The 17,286-nt window shown below is 60.0% G+C and carries 12 protein-coding genes and 1 pseudogene; 2 read left to right on the top strand and 11 right to left on the bottom strand.

Going from position 1 to position 17,286, the window contains the following annotated elements; genetic code table 11:
• Nucleotides 1-15: 15 nt before the first annotated feature.
• The 3 genes and pseudogenes from IVA82_RS11240 to IVA82_RS11230 form a co-directional block, all read right to left on the bottom strand.
• Nucleotides 16-846 (bottom strand): LytTR family DNA-binding domain-containing protein, encoded by an 831-nt coding sequence (locus IVA82_RS11240; RefSeq protein ID WP_247391435.1) that lies wholly within the window; start codon nt 844-846, stop codon nt 16-18.
• A gap of 1,186 nt (nt 847-2,032) precedes the next feature.
• On the bottom strand, nt 2,033-2,473 hold the full coding sequence (locus IVA82_RS11235; protein WP_247391434.1) for a carbon monoxide dehydrogenase subunit G: 441 nt from the start codon (nt 2,471-2,473) through the stop codon (nt 2,033-2,035).
• A 31-nt stretch (nt 2,474-2,504) separates the two neighbouring features.
• Nucleotides 2,505-4,113 (bottom strand): annotated as a pseudogene (locus tag IVA82_RS11230) (4-hydroxyphenylacetate 3-hydroxylase N-terminal domain-containing protein).
• A gap of 7 nt (nt 4,114-4,120) precedes the next feature.
• On the opposite strand from IVA82_RS11230, the gene IVA82_RS11225 reads away from it, so the two are divergent.
• Nucleotides 4,121-5,806: a molybdopterin cofactor-binding domain-containing protein gene (locus IVA82_RS11225; RefSeq protein ID WP_249815215.1), complete on the top strand. Its 1,686-nt coding sequence runs from the start codon at nt 4,121-4,123 to the stop codon at nt 5,804-5,806.
• A 728-nt stretch (nt 5,807-6,534) separates the two neighbouring features.
• Here IVA82_RS11225 and IVA82_RS11215 read toward each other — a convergent pair.
• Together IVA82_RS11215 and IVA82_RS11210 are read right to left on the bottom strand one after the other, a co-directional pair.
• The gene (locus tag IVA82_RS11215; RefSeq protein ID WP_247391430.1) at nt 6,535-8,097 is read right to left on the bottom strand and encodes a fatty acid--CoA ligase; all 1,563 of its coding nucleotides are present in this window, start codon (nt 8,095-8,097) and stop codon (nt 6,535-6,537) included.
• A gap of 163 nt (nt 8,098-8,260) precedes the next feature.
• The gene (locus IVA82_RS11210; RefSeq protein WP_247391428.1) at nt 8,261-9,208 is read right to left on the bottom strand and encodes a LysR family transcriptional regulator; all 948 of its coding nucleotides are present in this window, start codon (nt 9,206-9,208) and stop codon (nt 8,261-8,263) included.
• 205 nt (nt 9,209-9,413) lie between these two features.
• Between IVA82_RS11210 and IVA82_RS11205 the strand changes: the two genes are divergently transcribed.
• Nucleotides 9,414-9,872, top strand: coding sequence for a MaoC family dehydratase (locus IVA82_RS11205; protein WP_247391426.1), 459 nt, complete (start codon nt 9,414-9,416; stop codon nt 9,870-9,872).
• On the opposite strand, the gene IVA82_RS11200 is transcribed toward IVA82_RS11205, so the two are convergent.
• The 6 genes from IVA82_RS11200 to IVA82_RS11175 form a co-directional block, all read right to left on the bottom strand.
• Nucleotides 9,869-10,657 (bottom strand): SDR family oxidoreductase, encoded by a 789-nt coding sequence (locus IVA82_RS11200; protein WP_247391425.1) that lies wholly within the window; start codon nt 10,655-10,657, stop codon nt 9,869-9,871. The two genes, IVA82_RS11205 and IVA82_RS11200, sit on opposite strands and share 4 nt — an antisense overlap.
• Before the next feature lie 53 nt (nt 10,658-10,710).
• Nucleotides 10,711-11,502 (bottom strand): crotonase/enoyl-CoA hydratase family protein, encoded by a 792-nt coding sequence (locus IVA82_RS11195; RefSeq protein WP_247391423.1) that lies wholly within the window; start codon nt 11,500-11,502, stop codon nt 10,711-10,713.
• A 187-nt stretch (nt 11,503-11,689) separates the two neighbouring features.
• Entirely contained in the window at nt 11,690-12,790 is a 1,101-nt protein-coding gene (locus IVA82_RS11190) for an NADH:flavin oxidoreductase (protein ID WP_247391497.1), read from the bottom strand.
• Nucleotides 12,791-12,876: 86 nt separating this feature from the next.
• Complete coding sequence (locus IVA82_RS11185; RefSeq protein WP_247391421.1) at nt 12,877-14,076, bottom strand: ABC transporter substrate-binding protein; 1,200 nt, start codon at nt 14,074-14,076, stop codon at nt 12,877-12,879.
• Between the two features lie 89 nt (nt 14,077-14,165).
• Nucleotides 14,166-15,761 carry an AMP-binding protein gene (locus tag IVA82_RS11180; RefSeq protein WP_247391419.1) on the bottom strand — a complete coding sequence of 532 codons (1,596 nt, stop codon included), beginning with the start codon at nt 15,759-15,761 and terminating at the stop codon, nt 14,166-14,168.
• 351 nt (nt 15,762-16,112) lie between these two features.
• On the bottom strand, nt 16,113-17,222 hold the full coding sequence (locus IVA82_RS11175) for an alkene reductase (RefSeq protein WP_247391417.1): 1,110 nt from the start codon (nt 17,220-17,222) through the stop codon (nt 16,113-16,115).
• Nucleotides 17,223-17,286: the final 64 nt, after the last annotated feature.

Raw genomic sequence — 17,286 nt, 5'->3', positions numbered from 1 at the left:
TCGACGTCCTGACGATCAGATGCCGAGGCGCACGCGCAATTCCGCGCGACCGGAACGCGACACGGGCCAGTTGCCGGCCAAGTTGCGCAACCGCAACTGCCAGGCGCCGCTGGCGCGGCGCTCGAGATCACAAACGTATTTCTGGTTGACGATTGCCGAGCGGTGGATGCGCAGAAACGATGCCCGCGGCGTCAGCGCCATCCATTGCACCAGCGGACGCTGGTCCAGCATGGTCGACCCATCCGCAAGCCAGACTTCGGTGTAGTCACCGGACGACCGCAGGCCGACGATCGTTTCCAGTGCAGTCCCGCGAACACCGCCCAGCTTGCGCAAATAGACAAGCGCGGAGAAGCGGCCCTGCTTCTGCTGAAGGGCGGCATCGGCGGAGCCATGACCATAGCGCGCCGCCGCGATCAGGTCTGCGCAATGAAACAGGCCTTTCATTTCCGACTCGGACCAGCGGTGCGTCACCCGCACCGTATCGAAGCCGATGCACGCGCGCAGGCGGCCGGCATGAAACATCAGCACACAAAGCACGCTCTTATCGTCCTGGCGCAGCAACTCGGCTCGCAACGTCTTGGCCTTTGCCGGCAACGCGTCAGCCCGGTTGATCATCACGACCTTGTTCGCAACCAGAAACTGCTGCAGCCAGCCGATTATCGTCACCGGCGCATCCTGCAGATCCTCCACAAAGGACGGCGTACCAGGACGGCTCCACTCATGGGTGTTGCGGAAACGCAGCGGCGCGTCGTCGTACTCGAACATCCAGGCGCGGTCGGCCGCAGCCGCCTCGCCGACTGTCTTCATGATGGAGGAGATGGCAGCTTCCACCGGCTGCTGGAGCAAGGCGAGCGCCGCGGCGTGGGCCCAATCGAGACTGGGTGCAGCTTCGCAAGCCGCACGCGAAAGCACTTCACTTGCCGGGAGCGCATCGCAGGCAGGCATTCGATCAGCAGTCTTGTTTCGATCAACAGACTGGCCAGGCACCTGCAGCCTCAAAACATTCGGCCTTTGATGCCGTTATCGAACGGACCGATATTCCATGCGATTCCCACATGCATCATGCCCGAAAACAGCTGCAACGAGCAACCGGCCTGACCGGTTGCCCTCCAAAGCACTCAGCGCATTGTTCCGGCAGCATGCATAGTGAGCCGACAGGGGTCCAACGCCTGGGTTTTCGCATGTCCAGAATCGTGTGCGATGCATTTGCGCCGTCGAATGGATATCCGGAAGCAGTCATGGCCGTTGGGATAACGTTGCGCGACCAGGTCTTCTTGGATCTTGACCTCACCCCGTCTGCGACAAAAGCATAGCCATGGCGGAGCCCCCTTTCGTCGCCTTTTGGCACCTTTACGAACGGCTCCTCTGCGCCATGAGCAGCCATTCGACGGGGATTCGTGATGATCTTGCTCCTGAATTGCGCTGGACCTTTCTAAGACCAAAGAGCGGCCCATTCGTTCGAAGAGGTCCGTTGCGTAGATTGGCGCAATACGCTGCGCTACGAGGCAACCACCAAACGAAAGCGGCAACCCGAAATTGCTCGCCAACTGGCTATTTGAAAATGGTCAGTACTGCATTTGGTACAGCATGGTTCACGGCGACCATGCTTAAGTTCTGATTGGGCTTTGCTTTTTCCGCGCAGTCGGTCCAGTCCATCATGGGTGCAACGCAAAATCGATGCGATAACATATTGATGTTATTTCGCTTTATCGTCTGATCCGGAATAGCTGAGTTTTGGGCCGACAGAAATTCAAGTCGGACTCTTGGGGTATTTTCCTTTCATTTCAAGTTCTTAAGTTGATCGCCTGTTGTCCCTCGATAACGACGCGCCTTCTCCGGTACAGCATTACAGTACCGAATGAGCTCATGCAGTACCGCGCTGGTTCGGGCCGTCTTTACCAATCCCGTTTGCCTCGACCGCAAAGTAACGTGCCGCCTTGATCACGCCTAGGATGGATTACGTGCCGTCGTAGTTTCGGCGGCGATAGAGCATGGAAACCTGCGAGCGGCGATCCGCTGTTTGGCGTTTCCGCTAAAGCGCCCGCGCGAAATTGGCGAAGAACTCGTCCGCCATCTTCTTGGCCGCCCCGTTGATGAGGCGCTGTCCCAACTGCGCGAGCTTTCCGCCTATCTGGGCATCGACGTGATAGCTCAGGAGCGTACCGCCCTCGCATTCGACGAGATCGACCTTGGCACCGCCTCTCGCGAAGCCCGCCACACCACCCTCGCCCTCGCCCGAGATCTTGTACCCGTTCGGGGGATCGAGATCACTCAGGGTAACCTTGCCTCGGAATCGCGCGGACACAGGACCTACCTTCATCTTCGCGACGGCACGAAAACCTTGGTCTTCGGTCGTCTCGAGTTTCTCGCAGCCGGGAATGCAGGCCTTGAGCACGGCCGGATCATTGAGCTTGGCCCACACGGCCTCCCGGGGCGCAGCGAGCTGGATCTCTCCGGTCATCGTCATCGCCATTGGTCTCTCCGTCCAGAACAGGTTTCGAGATTCAAATACGGACCGGAGAGAACACGCGGGCCATGTACGTGGACACGTCGTCCGATATCCGCTCGAGGGAAGCGCCTGCGACGCCGGCCAGGACCTTCGCCAACTCCTTCTTGAATTCGATCTGCATCGAGCGGGCGATCTGGATCCGTTGCGCCTGCGGAGATCCGGCGCCGTGCATGGATTCCGTCAGTAACCGACGGCATTCCTGCCGAGCGTCATGTTCTCCACCAGTCGCAGGATCCGGATCCTGTCCTCGGTCGAAACCTCCGCACGTCCCTTCAGATACTTTTCGATCAAAGGGCCTATCGTTTCGTGCCGCAGTTCACGCTCCGACGGCAAAGTGACCATCAACCCGCCCGCGAGATCTGCGCCAGGCGGCCGATTTCGTAGGGAAAGCGCGTGACATGGTGCTTGCACACGTTCGCGAGCATCTCGTCTGGAAGGTACGCACCAGACTTCATGGCGGTTCCCTGATGGCTCGCGGCGACACCGGTCCCGTAGATCGTCTCGTTCAGGTGAGTCATCTCGACGAGCTTGTCGCGAACGTGCGAGACGCGCTCGACGCCGTTGTAGTCCGCGATGGTCGCCGCCGCGCCGATCAGCACGTCGCCGACGCCCGTCTTGCAGACGTAGCTGCGTCGATGATAGCAGGTGAACCGTTCGACGAGTGTGGCGGCGAATTCGGACTCTCCGTCGAGAAAGATGAGCTCGCTCGGAATGAAGACGTCCTCGAAGACGATCATCGCTTCCTGGCCCGAGAACTGCGCGTTGCCGGCATCGATGTCACCTTCTTCAGCGCTGCGGGTGTCGCAGGATTGCCGGCCGTAGATGTAGGTGATCCCCTCGGCATCGACTGGAATCGCACCGACGATGGCATAATCCTTGTCAGCGGCTTCCAACCTCATCGTCGGCATCACGATCAGCCAGTGCGAGTTTAGGCAGCCGGTCTGGTGCGCCTTCGCTCCGCTGACATAGACGCCTTCGGAAGTGCGGCGCACGACGTGGAGGAACAGGTCCGGGTCGGCCTGCTGCGATGGCGATCTGCCGCGATCGCCCTTCACGTCGGTCATCGCGCCACCGATGACCATGTTTGCACCCTGCATGCGGGCGAGAAAGTGCTTGAACCGCGCGTGGTAGTTGGTTCGGTACTTCTGGTCCAGGTCGTACGTCACCGAATGCAGCGAATTGAGCGCATCCATCCCGACGCAGCGCTGGAAGCAGGTGCCCGTCAACTGCCCGAGACGGCGCTGCATCTTGTTCTGCATGACGAGGTCGCCGGGGCTCGCAGAGATGTGGAGGAAGCGGTTCACGCGAGCCCCAGTGAGCGGCGAGACGGCGGAAGCCAGTCCTGGATCCTCGTCGGCGAGATCGTAGGTCTTCGCGACGGCGTTGATCGAAGGCCTGATGATGGGATGGTCGACCGGCTCCTCGACCAGTTCGCCCATCAGAAAGATCTTCAGCTTGCGACCTCTGAGGCTCTGGATGTACTCGGCGCCGGACCGGATCGGGTTTAGGGACCGGGCCAACCCCGCTGCGTCTCCGGTGCGAAGTTTATGCTGAACGGACTTTCGATGGGTGCCGGCGCGCTTCCGCTCCGCCAATCCAGCCATCCGCACGATGGCCACCATCGCCGTTCTTGCCGCGAATGCCGATTTCTTCCTTGGGCCGATGGCGAATGGGAGACAGTCGACTTCATCGACCCCATCGTGCCTGATGCCGGCGGCGCTCGCCCAGGGCTGCGATATCCGCACCATGCCGCGCACCGAGCGCGAGGAAGAGATGCTCACCTGTCTGTTTCGCGAAAACGCCGAAATCCGCATGCGCTCGGCCGTGACGCGCGATGGCGAGATCGCCGGACGTGAAGCCGTTGTCCTGATGGATTGTGGCGCGTATGGCGGCGAACAGATTTTCCTGACCACGATGACAGCTCACACGCTCGGCGGAAACTATTCCCTCGGCGCGGTGCGGCTTGTCTCGCGCGCAGTCTACACCAACACCGCCCCGAACGGCGCTTTCCGCGCATGCAACGGCGTCTACAATACTTTCGCGCTGGAGCGGCATACCGACGAAATCGCGGCGCGGATCGGCATGGATCCCCTCGCCTTCCGCCGCCGCAACGTGCTTGGCGACAACGATCTCGGCGCCACCGGCCAGACCTTCGAGGGCGACGTGCTTGGCCCGATGCTCGACCGGATGGATACAATGCGGGATGCCGCTGCAACGCCCGAGCGTGCCGACGGCCGGCTCTATGGGCGCGCGACCGTTGTCGGCACATGGTTCGTCTTTGTCGGCCCTTCGGCCGCGACTGTGAACATGAATGCCGATGGTACAGCTACCCTGGTGACGTCGGGAGTCGAGATCGGGTCAGGCTCCATGATGCAAGCACTGCCCCAGATCGTGGCCGGCACGCTCGGCCTCAATCCTGACGACGTGATCGTCCGCTCAGCCGATACGGATGCCGCCGGCTACGATGTCGGGGTCGGAGGCGGCCGAACCACTGTCTCGCTCGGTGCAGCCAGCTTGTCGGCGGCGCAAGAGGTGCGCACGAAACTGCTGAAGGTCGCCTCCGAGATGATCGAGGCCGCGCCCGAGGATCTGGTCATGCGCTCCGGCCGAATTGAAATTGCCGGAGCGCCCGGCTCCGGCCGCCTGATCTCCGAAGTTGCGGCCCGGGCCCAGGCCCAGATCGGCCCGATCTCCGGCACCGGCGCCTTCACAGGAGCCGGTGTGCCTGCGATGCCCGGCTGCGTCGCCGGCCATTTCATCGACGCGATCGATATCCCCGTCTTCGCCGTCCATGATTGCGAGGTCGCCGTCGACACTGAGACAGGACACGTCGAGGTGTTGAACTATCGCGTCGTCCAGGACGTTGGCCGCGCGCTAAACCCGCGCGCGGTCCACGGTCAGATCCAGGGCGGCGTGGTTCAGGGATTGGGTTACGCCTTGCACGAGGAAGTCACGATCGGCAGCAATGGCCGCGTCCGTCAAAACGGCTTCGAGACCTACCGCGTGCCGCTGGCCCTCGATGTCGTGCCGGTCGAGATCAACCTGTACGAAGGTGCGCCGTCGATCGGTCCGCTCGGGACGAAGGGCGCCGGCGAAGTTCCGATCCTGAATGTCGCAGCCGCCGTCGCTTGTGCCATTGCCAACGCAACCGGAAAGCCGATCCAGGAGCTGCCATTGACTCCGCCGCGGGTGCTTGAACTCCTCCTCGAGCAAAAGCCAACTCTCTCCCTGCCCCACATTGCCGACGCCTGGACCGACAATTTGGTGCGCCCGCACGGCGCGAGCGGATCGAATTGAACGACCGAAGGCGACAAGGCCCAGCTTGGATTTTCTGCCCTAAGCCGAGCACGTAAGCGACCTGCCTTATTCGACCTGCGCGCTCCCGTCCCACTTCAAACGGCTTGCTCACATTGGCCATCACAAGATGTTTCTTGATCTCCCGGTGCACACGTCCTGCACACGACGCGTTCTAACCGGCTGAAAAACTTGGACTCTCGCTTGGGTGCCACAGAAAAGCGATGGTCTTGATTTTCCAGAAGCTTATCCTTCCTTGTCAGCCGACTGGAGCAGCAACAGTTACCCCCAGAGCTCGAAGATTGCACGCGTGGGCTAAATAGATTTCTATTTAACCGTTCGGACTGCCCGTTTCATCGGTGTTCCTAGTGAACCTCTCGATGAAACGCGGGAACGCGCTTCGCGTCAATCGAAATGGAAACTCCGACTGAAGAGGAAGAGCAATGCCGGTCAAGCCTAATCCGACGAGAACGATACCTGGTCAAGCTTCGGCGTAGATGGTGCCACGGCTCAATTGCGCGTGAACGACCGACAGAAAAGACGTCCTCAGGAGCATCCGGATAGAGCGCAATCGGTGCGACCACAGCTCCAAGCTGCTCTGGTTTCAGAAGCTCTGCAGTTTGCGTGGCGGATTCCCCCGACTGCAGGCTCGGGGTCGGCGGCTTGTCTGCAGTCTGCGCCGCCGCGGCAATCGGGATTGCGATGTCCGACAAATACTCCAGCGGCCCGCCTCAATTGACCTTCCGTTCATATCCTTCCCAATAGCGTTCGCGCAGTAATCGCTTCAGTATCTTCCCGGATGGATTGCGGGGAAGCTCGTCCACGAATTCGATCGACTTCGGGATCTTGAACCCTGCCAGCCTTTCCCGCGCGAAATGCAGTATGCCCGCCGGATCCGGCGAACGATCCGGCTTCAAGACGATGAGAGCCTTGACCGCTTCACCCCACCGGTCGTCAGGCACACCGATGACGGCAACATCGGCGATATCCGCGTGCCCGTACAGGGCACTTTCGATTTCGGCGGGGTAGACGTTTTCTCCGCCGGAAACGATCATGTCTTTCAACCGATCATGGATATACAAATAGCCGTTTTCATCCAGAAATCCGGCATCACCAGTATGCAGCCATCCGTTCCTGAGAGTCCTCGCGGTGTCGTCTGTCCGATTCCAGTATCCCTTCATATTTTGCGATGAGCGGCATACGACCTCACCCACCTGTCGGGCCGGCAGCGATTTTCCCAAAGCATCGATGATCCGCAGTTCGACGCCTTCGATGGGGCGGCCACACGACCTCAAGAGTTCGCCATCGCCAGCGGCGTGGTCTGCGTCTCCCAAAACGGTGATGACGCCGGTCGTTTCGGTAAGACCGTAGACCTGGAAAAAAACCGTATGCCTGAACACGCGGAGCGACTTTCTGAGAAGTTCGAGCGGTATCGGCGACGCCCCGTAAAGAATTTGCCTCAGCGAGGAGAGATCGAATTTCTCGACGTTACGTTCGGCCAGCATAGCCAATAACATCGCCGGAACGAGGAACGTGACCGTGGCCCGATCTCGCTGTATCGTTTCGAGCGCCACCGATGGAACGAACTCGCGAAGCACAATGGTCTTGAGGCCGGCGACCAGACCCAACACGCCGGTACCAACCCCGGCGATGTGGAACAACGGCATTGCGAGCAGCATGACATCGTCGGACAACCACGCCTTCCAGTCGTTAACCGCTTGTAGAGGAAAATTTGCGTGAGAGAGCTGCACACCCTTCGGATAGCCGGTCGTGCCACTGGTGTATAACTGCAGGCAAATGTCATCCGGGCTGACCGGCAGGCTCGGCTCAGTCAGGGGGTTGACATCACGCCACTTCAGGTAACGCGAGTCGAGCACAATTATTTGGTGAACAGTGTCCAGCTGGTCCTGGATTTCAGTGATGAGTTTTTCGAACGATTCACCGACGAAGAGAATCTCGGTTTTGGCATCGTTGACCGCGAAAACGATCTCGGGAGGTGCCAGCCTTGCATTGATGGGAACCAGGACGGCGCGGGCCTTGGCCGCTCCAAGCAGCACTTGAAAAAAGATATCCGAATTCCTGTCGAGAATGGCAATACGGCTCGCCGGTCGCACGCCTGTCGCCACGAGGCCGTTGGCGACCTGGTTGGATAATTCGTCCAGGGCTCGATAATTTGTCTCGCGCCCTTCGAAGCTCAGTGCGATCGCGTCCGGAGTACTCGCCGCGTAACGTCGCGGAATTTCCGCGATCGTCTGGATCGGCGTTGACGGCAAGGAGCCTTCCGATTCAGTCATTCATCCCTCCCCATTACTATTTTTGGAACAGGATGGCCGCCGAGGTGCTCCGCGCGTATCTAAATTCTGAACTACCGTTATTCAGCGCAGAATGACCCCTGCACGCTCATGCATCTTACTGCGACGTACTTGAACACGAGCGATCGGAACACTTGAAACGCCCTCAAGGCTTGCGCTTGGTCGCTCTCGAATTTCGGGGGGTGACTGCGAGCCATTCCCTGGAAGCGGCGAATTCTGCTTCCAGAAATCGCCGGACCTCTCGAGTCAATTTTCTCAGGTCGCTCTCGCGCCTGCGGAGCAGCCATACGTTCATCGTAACAGTCTCTTGCGGCAATACCTGGACCAGGCCCTCGGCCTGCGCGAACGGTACAGCAAGAAGTGCAAGCCCGAGCCCGCAACCGGCGGCGGCAAAGTGGTTAGCTACCGGATTGACTCGAACAACGCTGCGGATGCCGGCCGCTTCCGAGAAATACTCCAAAAGGTGCCTCTGATTGGGCCGGACATTGCGGAACGAGACAAAATCGGCCGTATGGCCGATGATGTCGTGATCCTTCAGGTCAGGCAATGACCGTGGCGCGGAGCGTCCGGCGAGGTACTGCTCGGAAGCGAATATCCCCATCGGAACGTCGGCAACGCGCTTTCCAATGAGGTCGTCCTCGCCGGGGTCTCCCATCCGGATGACGTAATCCAAGTCGCTCGTTGCCACGCTTTGCTGGTTCACCGTAGAAACGATTTCCAGATAGATCCGGCTATTGCGACGCCGGAGTTCCTTAACGCGAGGCAGAAGCCAGTGCTTGGTCATTCCTTCAGTTGCCGATATCCTGACCACGGACGATCTCTGTCCGACCCGCGAGCGCAGATCGCGTTGAAACGACTCGAATGCGAGCATCATATCGCCGGCCGAGCGTTGCAGGTCTTCGCCTTCCTGCGTGAGCTTTACGCCAGACGGCGCGCGAAAGAACAACGGCGCCGCCACGTAGCGCTCCAGCTCCTTAAGACGCCTGCTCAACGTCGGCTGGCTCATACCCAGCTCGTGCGCGGCACGATTGACGCTTCCGGTCCTCGCCACCACGGAAAACAAGCGAAACAAATCCCAGTTCGCTTCGGTCACGCTCTCTCGTCCTTTGCACCAGCGCCTTGCGTGCTTGGCCGCCAGCGCAGGCGGAGCCGCTGGAGCCGGAAACACGAGCGAAAACCCCAGGGAGCGCGGCTGTTATTCAGTATTGCGGTCCCCATTCAACAAAATTGTCATAGCCTTCTTCGCAGCAGCGCGGAATATGCCCGGTATTCAATAGTCGAAACAGCGGACACCAGCGATGACAACGGTCACACTCGCAGCGATCAGGGATTTCATAGGCCAGGATCTTGGCAGATCGGATTGGGTGACCGTCGACCAGTCCATGATCGACCAGTTCGCGGCATGCACTGGAGATAGACAATGGATCCACGTTGACACAGATCGTGCGAGCAAGGAAAGTGCCACCGGGGGCACCATTGCCCACGGCTTCCTGAGCCTGTCGTTGATCGCATCACTAGGCATGGGCTTGGGGCTCGCTCCGGTAGACGCATCTACCGTCATTAACTATGGCCTGGATAAGGTCAGGTTCTTGACGCCGGTAAAATCGGGTAGTCGCGTTCGACTTCAGCTTTCCATGACCAGCGTTGATCCGAAAGACAACGGGCGTTTGCTGATCAAGGGCAACGCGGTCCTTGAGATCGAGAACAGCCAAACACCGGCCCTGGTAGCCGAGACGCTGACCTTGGTCGTGCCCTAGCCCGAGATCACCGAGGTCAGGCCGCCATCGACGGCAAGGATCTGGCCGGTGATGTGCTTGCCGGCCTCGCTGGCGAAGAGAACCGCAGCGCCTTTCAGATCGTCCTCGTCGCCGATGCGGCGCAGCGGTGCGCCCGCGGCGAGCTTTTCGACACCGACAGCCTCGATCGTGCCCTTCGTCATCCTCGACGGGAAAAAGCCGGGCGCCAGAGCATTGGCCGTAATTCCGTAGCGCCCCCAACTCCCCGCCAGCGCTCGCGTGAAATTAACCACTGCGCCCTTGCTCGTATTGTAGGCGACCATCTGCATATCCCCGGAACTTCCGAATAGGCCCGCGATTGAAGCAAGGTTGATAATGCGGCCATATTTGTTGGGGATCATCGAGTGCTTCGCGACCTGTTGGCTGAGCAGGAACAGCGAGCGGATATTCAGGTTCATCACCTTATCCCATGCTTCGATCGGGTGATCCTCGGTCGGCGCGCCCCAGGTTGCGCCTGCGTTGTTCACCAGAATATGCACCCGTCCGAGCTTCTTGATCGCTTCGTCGGCAAGCCGCTTGACGTCTTCGTCCCTGGAATTGTCAGCGGCAATCCACTCCGTATCGATGCCGAGACCGGCAAGATGCGCCTGGGCCTTTTCAAGGTCTGGCGCCTTGCGAGACGAAATCAACACCCGAGCTCCTTGCTCGCCTAGCGCCTCGGCGATCTGCAGCCCAAGGCCACGGGAGCCGCCTGTAATCAGGGCATTTTTGCCGGTGAGATCGAATGCCTTCTTGATGCTTCCCATAGTCAAATCCTCAAGCTTGTGGGCAAGGTTCTGCTGCGCGGTCCGCGGGATCACTATTTTCCGCGAAACACTGCCGAGCGACGTTCCACGAACGACTGGATGCCTTCTTTCATGTCTTCGCTGCTGAAAACGCGATCCTTGATCTTTGGGATGTAATCGATCGCAGCTTTTTCACCGGCCTCGATGTATTTGAGCGCTGCTTCCTTGGTCACCTGAATCCCGATCGGAGCGTTCGCGGCGATCAGATTTGCAATCTCCATCGCGCGACCTATCTGCTGGCCGGGAGCCACGACCTCCTGAACAAATCCGACCTTGTAGGCGCGCGCTGCGTTGAACTCGTCGCACAAAAACAGGTGGTACATCGCATCTCCCCATCCGGCCCGGGTCAAATACCGGAAATGGGCACCACCAAGGGGCGCGATCCCGCGCTTGGATTCCATCTGGCAGAACCGGGCGTCGTCGGCCGCCACGACGATGTCGCCAGCCAGCATCATTTCGATACCGATGGTGAAACAGATCCCCTGCACTGCTGTCACGATCGGCTTACGGCAGCGGTTTTTCAACCCGAACGCATCGATGTTGCCGGGCTTGATCTCGGTATTCTCGGCCTTGGGTCCGAAGAACTTCGGCATATCAAGGCCCGCTGTGAAGTCCGGACCCTCGGCGCAGAGCACTCCGACCCAGTAGTCCTCGGTGCGGTCCAGAAGCGTCATCGCATCCGACATCTGCGCCATCATCTGCGGACTGAAGGAGTTCTTCTTCGCCATGTTGTCGATGACGATCTTGAAGACATGCCCGTGCACTTCGGTCCGAATCTGGCCGACTTGGGTTTTCGTCTCGTTCATTTGCTCGTCTCCCGAATTGCGTCCTGGCGACTGCGCAACGACACGCAGGCTCCTCCCGTCGACTGGCGTGCGCCGATCGCTCTTCTCCGACCAGCTTGGAATAGTTGCCGAAACAACGGCTACAAAAGATTTGAATAACTCCTATTCAGGGGAGTGCCGGGGCCTCAAAATCTTTTATCGCGCAGCTTTAGCTCAGCGCCGCGAACGCGGTCCGTTCGAAAGCCATCAGCTCTTCCGTCCGGCCGTCACGTACCTTCAGCAGCCACTGCGGGTCCTGAAGCAGCGCCCGTCCCACCGCGACAAGATCAAACTCCTCGCGTTCGAGGCGGCGGATCAACTCGTCGAGCGACGCCGGACGGGAGCTTTCTCCGCCGTATGCGGCGATGAATTCGCCGGTCAGACCGACTGACCCGACCGAAATCGTCGGTACTCCGGTCACCTTCTTGGCCCATCCGGCGAAATTCAGATCGGAGCCACCGAACTCCGGCTCCCAGAACCGGCGTTGCGAACAATGCAGAATGTCGACTCCCGCGTCGACCAGAGGTTTGAGCCAGGCTTCCAATGCGCGCGGCGTATCGGCCAGCTTTACTTCGTAATCCTGCTGCTTCCATTGGCTGATCCGGAGCAATATCGGAAAATCTGTTCCGACCGACTTGCGCACCGCGTGGACGATGTCGGCGGCAAACCGGGCCCGGCCGGGCAGATTCTTGCCTCCATAGGCATCCTCGCGCCGATTGGTACCCTCCCAGAAAAACTGATCGATCAGATAGCCGTGCGCCCCATGCAATTCGACGGCGTCGAATCCCAAGCGCTTCGCCGCAAGCGCTGCATCGGCGAAAGCGCGAATGGCGTCTGCGATGTCCTCTTCACTCATCGGTTCGCCGAGCTTCTTCTCCGGTCGCGACAGCCCGGACGGACTATCGTAGGCACCGGGAGGGGACCAATTCTGAGCGCGCGTGCGAACGGCTCCGACATGCCATAGCTGCGGAGCCATCAGGCCGCCCGCGGCGTGCACCTCGTCGACCACACTCCGCCACCCCGCCAGCTCCTTCTCGCCATGAAACCGGGGAACGTCCGGATCGTTCAGGGATGCCGGTCGATCCACGCCCGTACCTTCCGATATGATGAACCCGACTGCTCCTTCGGCGCGGCGGCGGTAGTACCGCGCGACGTCTTCGGTCGGAATTCCACCGGGAGAGAACGACCGCGTCATCGGGGCCATCACGACCCGATTCGGCAGGTTCAGCCCTTTGAGCTTGAAAGGCCGGAAAAGCACATCGGTGACCATCTGCACTCCGTGAGTTAGAATTTCGCACGAACGTTCGACGCAAACTCAGCAAGCCGCGCCGTCCACTCTGCCTTCAACAGGTAAGCTCATTTTTGGGCCGCAGTGAGCACGTCCCCGAACTGCTCCCACGAGCTTCCGGTCCAGCGCTGGAGCTGAAGCTGCGTGTACGCCATGCTATTTTCGGGACCTGTGTTGATCGTAATGCCCGGTATCACCGTCGGCAGCGACAGCCCGAGTATGCTCCGCGATTGCTTGACGATGTTCTCGCGCGAGAGATCGTTGCCGCACTGCTTGAGCAACTGCTCCAGAATCTGTCCCTGCTGCGTCCCGAATACATAATTGGCATCGCCGATATCGGCGCCGGGAAGGTATTTGGCGAAATGGTCACGGTACCATTTGATGCCCGGGTCGTCGGCCCACTTCTTGTCATTCGGATCCTTGGTGATCGTCGCGGCGACGATGCCGACGGCCTTCTCTGGCCCCGCCGGGACAATGGTCGAAGAGACAGAACTCGAAACGAAGTTGATCAGGAAGAGAGGCTTCCAACCGATCTCGTCGGCTTTCTTGATCGCCTGTGCTGCGAATTTTGGCGTGCCCGCGACCAAAAAAGCTTCGGAACCGGACGCCTTCAGCGATACAACATGGGAATCAATGGTCGGCTCGGTCACCTCGTAAGAGGACACGATGACTTTCTTGTCGAAATCGTCCTTCAGGTAGCCCTTGAATGCATTGACGAAGTCCTTACCCAAATCATCGTTCTGATACAGGATCGCTATCTTCGCGTCCGGACGGGTCTGAGAGATGTACTTCGCGTAGATTCGTCCCTCCGTATCGTAGCTCGGCAACCCCGTCGTGGTCATGGGAAATTCAGCAAAATTGGTGAACTTGGTGACTCCGCTGACCACGAAAAGATGAGGCACTTTCTTGGCGTTGACGTACTTTATGGTGGCACTGATGCCGGGGGTACCCAGCGGACCGAACAGGAAGGCGACCTCGTCGCTTTCGATGAGCTTACGGGTCTGCTCGACCGTCTTGGGCGGACTGTAAGCATCGTCGTAGGCGATGAGGTTTATCTTTCGTCCGTTGATGCCGCCCCGATCGTTTATCGAACTGACGTATGCAATCAGGCCCTTTCCGGTATTACTGAGCGGCGAAGCGGGGCCACTGAACGGAAAGGTTGCCCCTATCTTCACCTCGGACTCGGTAACCCCGGGGGTCTCCGCACGCACGGGCGCGCCGCTTACCGATGTCGCAAGCGCGGCTGCCATAATGGTCTTCCTGAACATTGATCGCTCCCTCCGGCGACGAATGCGTCGCTCACTATTCTTCCTCGAACGGCTCTATTTCGATGTCGAACGCGTTTTCCCGGAATGCGTCAGCCAGCAGCCGCCGGATCGGGCGTCTTGGCGCTCGCCCGCGCGACCGCGATCTCGCGCAATTTGTGTTTGAGTATCTTGCCGGTGGAGGCCGAAGGCAGAGCCTCGAGGACGACCACCTCGGTCGGACGCTTGTATGACGTGAGCTGTTGGGCGGCATACGACTTCAGATCTTCGGTGCTGACGCGGGCACCAGGCAGCAGCTGCACGAACGCGACGACCTCCTCGTTGCCATCGACCGTTCGTCCCACCACGGCCGATTGCACGACCTGATCATGCGCATTCAGAACCGCCTCTACCTCGGCGGGATACACGTTGAAGCCGGAGCGGATGATGAGTTCTTTGGTGCGGCCGGCGATGTAGAGATGGCCCTCGCCGTTCACCCGGGCGAGATCCCCTGTGTTGAACCATCCCTGGCCATCGATCGCCGCCGCCGTCAACTGCGGAGCGCGATAGTAGCCGAGCATCACGTTAGGGCCCCGAACGTGAAGTTCGCCCACTTCGCCGGGCGCCACCGTTCGGCCTTGCCCGTCGACGATCCGGTGCTCGATACCGGGAAGAAAGGGGCCAACCGACTCGTCGAAAACAGGATGATCTGATCGGACGCCCGAGAGGCCCGGCGAACATTCGGTGATGCCATAATTGTTCAAGAGCGGGATGCCGAACTCGTCCTCGATGCGCTTCTTGAGATCGAGGTCGAGCGGAGCGCCGGCGACGCTCATGAGCCGCAACTTGCCCCGTTCGAGCCGCTGGATGCCCTTGACCGCCTTGTGTTCGAGCAGCCGCTGATACGTGGCCGGCACACCGAACAGGCTGGTAATTCCCTCCTCGGCGATGGCATGAGCCAGCGCAGCGGGATCGGCCTTGGCGACGACGTGCAGGGTGCTGCCGTGCATCAGCGTTGAAATCAGCAGGATCGAATAGCCGACGATGTGGGACATCGGCAGCACGCCGTAGATGCGGTCGGTCGGACGATCTTGGCGAAGCAGTCCCGAAACCCTCCCGGTAACGAGAAGGTTGCGATGGCTCAACATGACCCCTTTCGGAGCGCCGGTGGTGCCCGAAGTGTAGAGAAGGCCCGCGACCTGGCGGGCGCCATCCTTCTCGACGGGCTCAGCTTGCGCGTCCTCGTTGAGAGGACCGACGCCGATTCCACCAAACTGCCCGACAGCGCCGATTTTTGCACCGACGCGTTTGGCGTGATCGGCCGCTTCCTTCGAGAGGGCCGAGTTGAACAGCGCACGCCTGGCGCCGCTGTGCGTCCCGATCAAATCGATCTCTCTCGCCGACAGGCGCGGATTCGCCGCGATGCCCCATGCATCGAGCTTGCTCGCAGCGAACAGCATCGCCCCCAGAGCCACGCTGTTCTCGCTCGCGATTATCACGCGATCGCCAGGCCTGATCCCCAAGTCGGAAAGATCCTTCGCCGCGGCATCGACGGCTTCCGAAAACTGCCGGTAGCTCCACGAACGCCCGCCTTCCACGAAGGCCGGATGATCCGGGGTGTCCCGCACGAAGGGCGCATACACCTCCTGCACTCTGGAAGGCAGGCCGTCCAGCAATTCGGCCGCGGTGAACTCGTCCACGCTACGCATGCCATTCCTCCCTAGTGCCTCCTTTTCGGAAGCGCTGCGCGGCCGCCTTCAAACGGGCAGGTCCGTCCTTTCAGTCCATCAGCAGATCAAGTAAATCGTTCTAAAATAGAACTGTCAAGTTTGACGATTGTCTTTGCTATCAGACGAGACGATACCACCGTCACTTTTCCTTCAATTCCTATTTGGAATTCTATGGATGCAGGACGTTGGAGAAATCAGTCAGATAAGGCGTGAGGAAGCGCAGTGCTCGTTGACATGCACAGTCGCGGTCCGGCGCTCGCTGAGGTTTGCTGATCCTGCCTGACGGTCCGGACCGCCGTATTCGGGCAATTGCGCGACTTTTCGTTGGACTCACTCCACCGCTTCAGCCGATTGCAGTACTGGATAGTCGGTGTAACCGGCCGCGCCGCCACCTGCGAACGTCGCGCGATTGTAGGGATTGAGTGCAGCGCCGAGTTGGAGACGGCGCGGCAAATCCGGGTTGGCGATGAAGTGCCTGCCGAAAGCAACAGCGTCGCCCTGGCCAGCGCGGATCGCAGCATCGGCCGACGGACCGATGAAGCCGCCCGCGAGAATCAATGTTCCGGACCAGAACCGACGCAAATCATTGATCGCGAGCGGCGCGCCAGCTTCACCGGCATCGGTGTCGCGAGCTTCAATCATGTGAACGTACGCGATATTGAGAGGAGCCAGCCGGCTCAGGATATGGCTGTAGAGTCCGATCGGGTCCGCGTCACCGACGTCGTTAAATGTACCGAAAGGCGACAACCGCACGCCGACGCGATCAGCGCCCCAGACATCGACCAGCGCGGTCATCACATCCATCAGCAGACGGGACCGATTTTCGACCGAACCGCCATAAGCGTCCCGGCGGTGATTGGCCTTACTGTGAAGAAACTGCTCGATCAGGTAGCCGTTTGCGCCGTGGAGCTCGACGCCGTCAAATCCTGCGGCCAGCGCGTTGCGCGCGCCTTCACGGTAAGCCTCGATTATTCCCGGAATCTCTCCGATCTCAAGTGCGCGGGGGGTCTCGAATGGCACCATCTGGAACGACGGCGTGAACGACTTTCCGGCAGGTGAAATCGCCGATGGAGCCACCGGCAGCGCGCCGTCCGGCTGGAAGCTGGTATGGGACACGCGACCGACGTGCCAAAGCTGCATGAAAATGACGCCGCCCTTGGCGTGCACTGCATTCGTGATCTTCTTCCATCCTGCGATCTGTTCCGCCGAGTGAATGCCGGGCGTCGCCGGATAGCCTTGCCCGGAAGGCGTGACCTGTGAGGCCTCGGTAACGATCAGACCGCCAGCCGACGCGCGCTGTGAATAATACTCAGCTCCGAGTTCCGTTGGCAAATTGCCGGGGACCGCCGCACGCATGCGCGTGAGGGGCGCCATCACCACACGATGGGAGAGTGTGTAGCGGCCAAGCTTGAGAGGAGCGAAGAGGTGCGCTGAACTCATTGGATATCCTTTGGGTGCGAACGGTTACGCCTGCCACTGGCGGGCGACTCTCATAGCGTTGAGA

Source organism: Bradyrhizobium sp. 142 (assembly GCF_023074015.1).
GTDB lineage: Bacteria > Pseudomonadota > Alphaproteobacteria > Rhizobiales > Xanthobacteraceae > Bradyrhizobium.
This window is presented reverse-complemented; position numbering and strand designations above follow the sequence as displayed.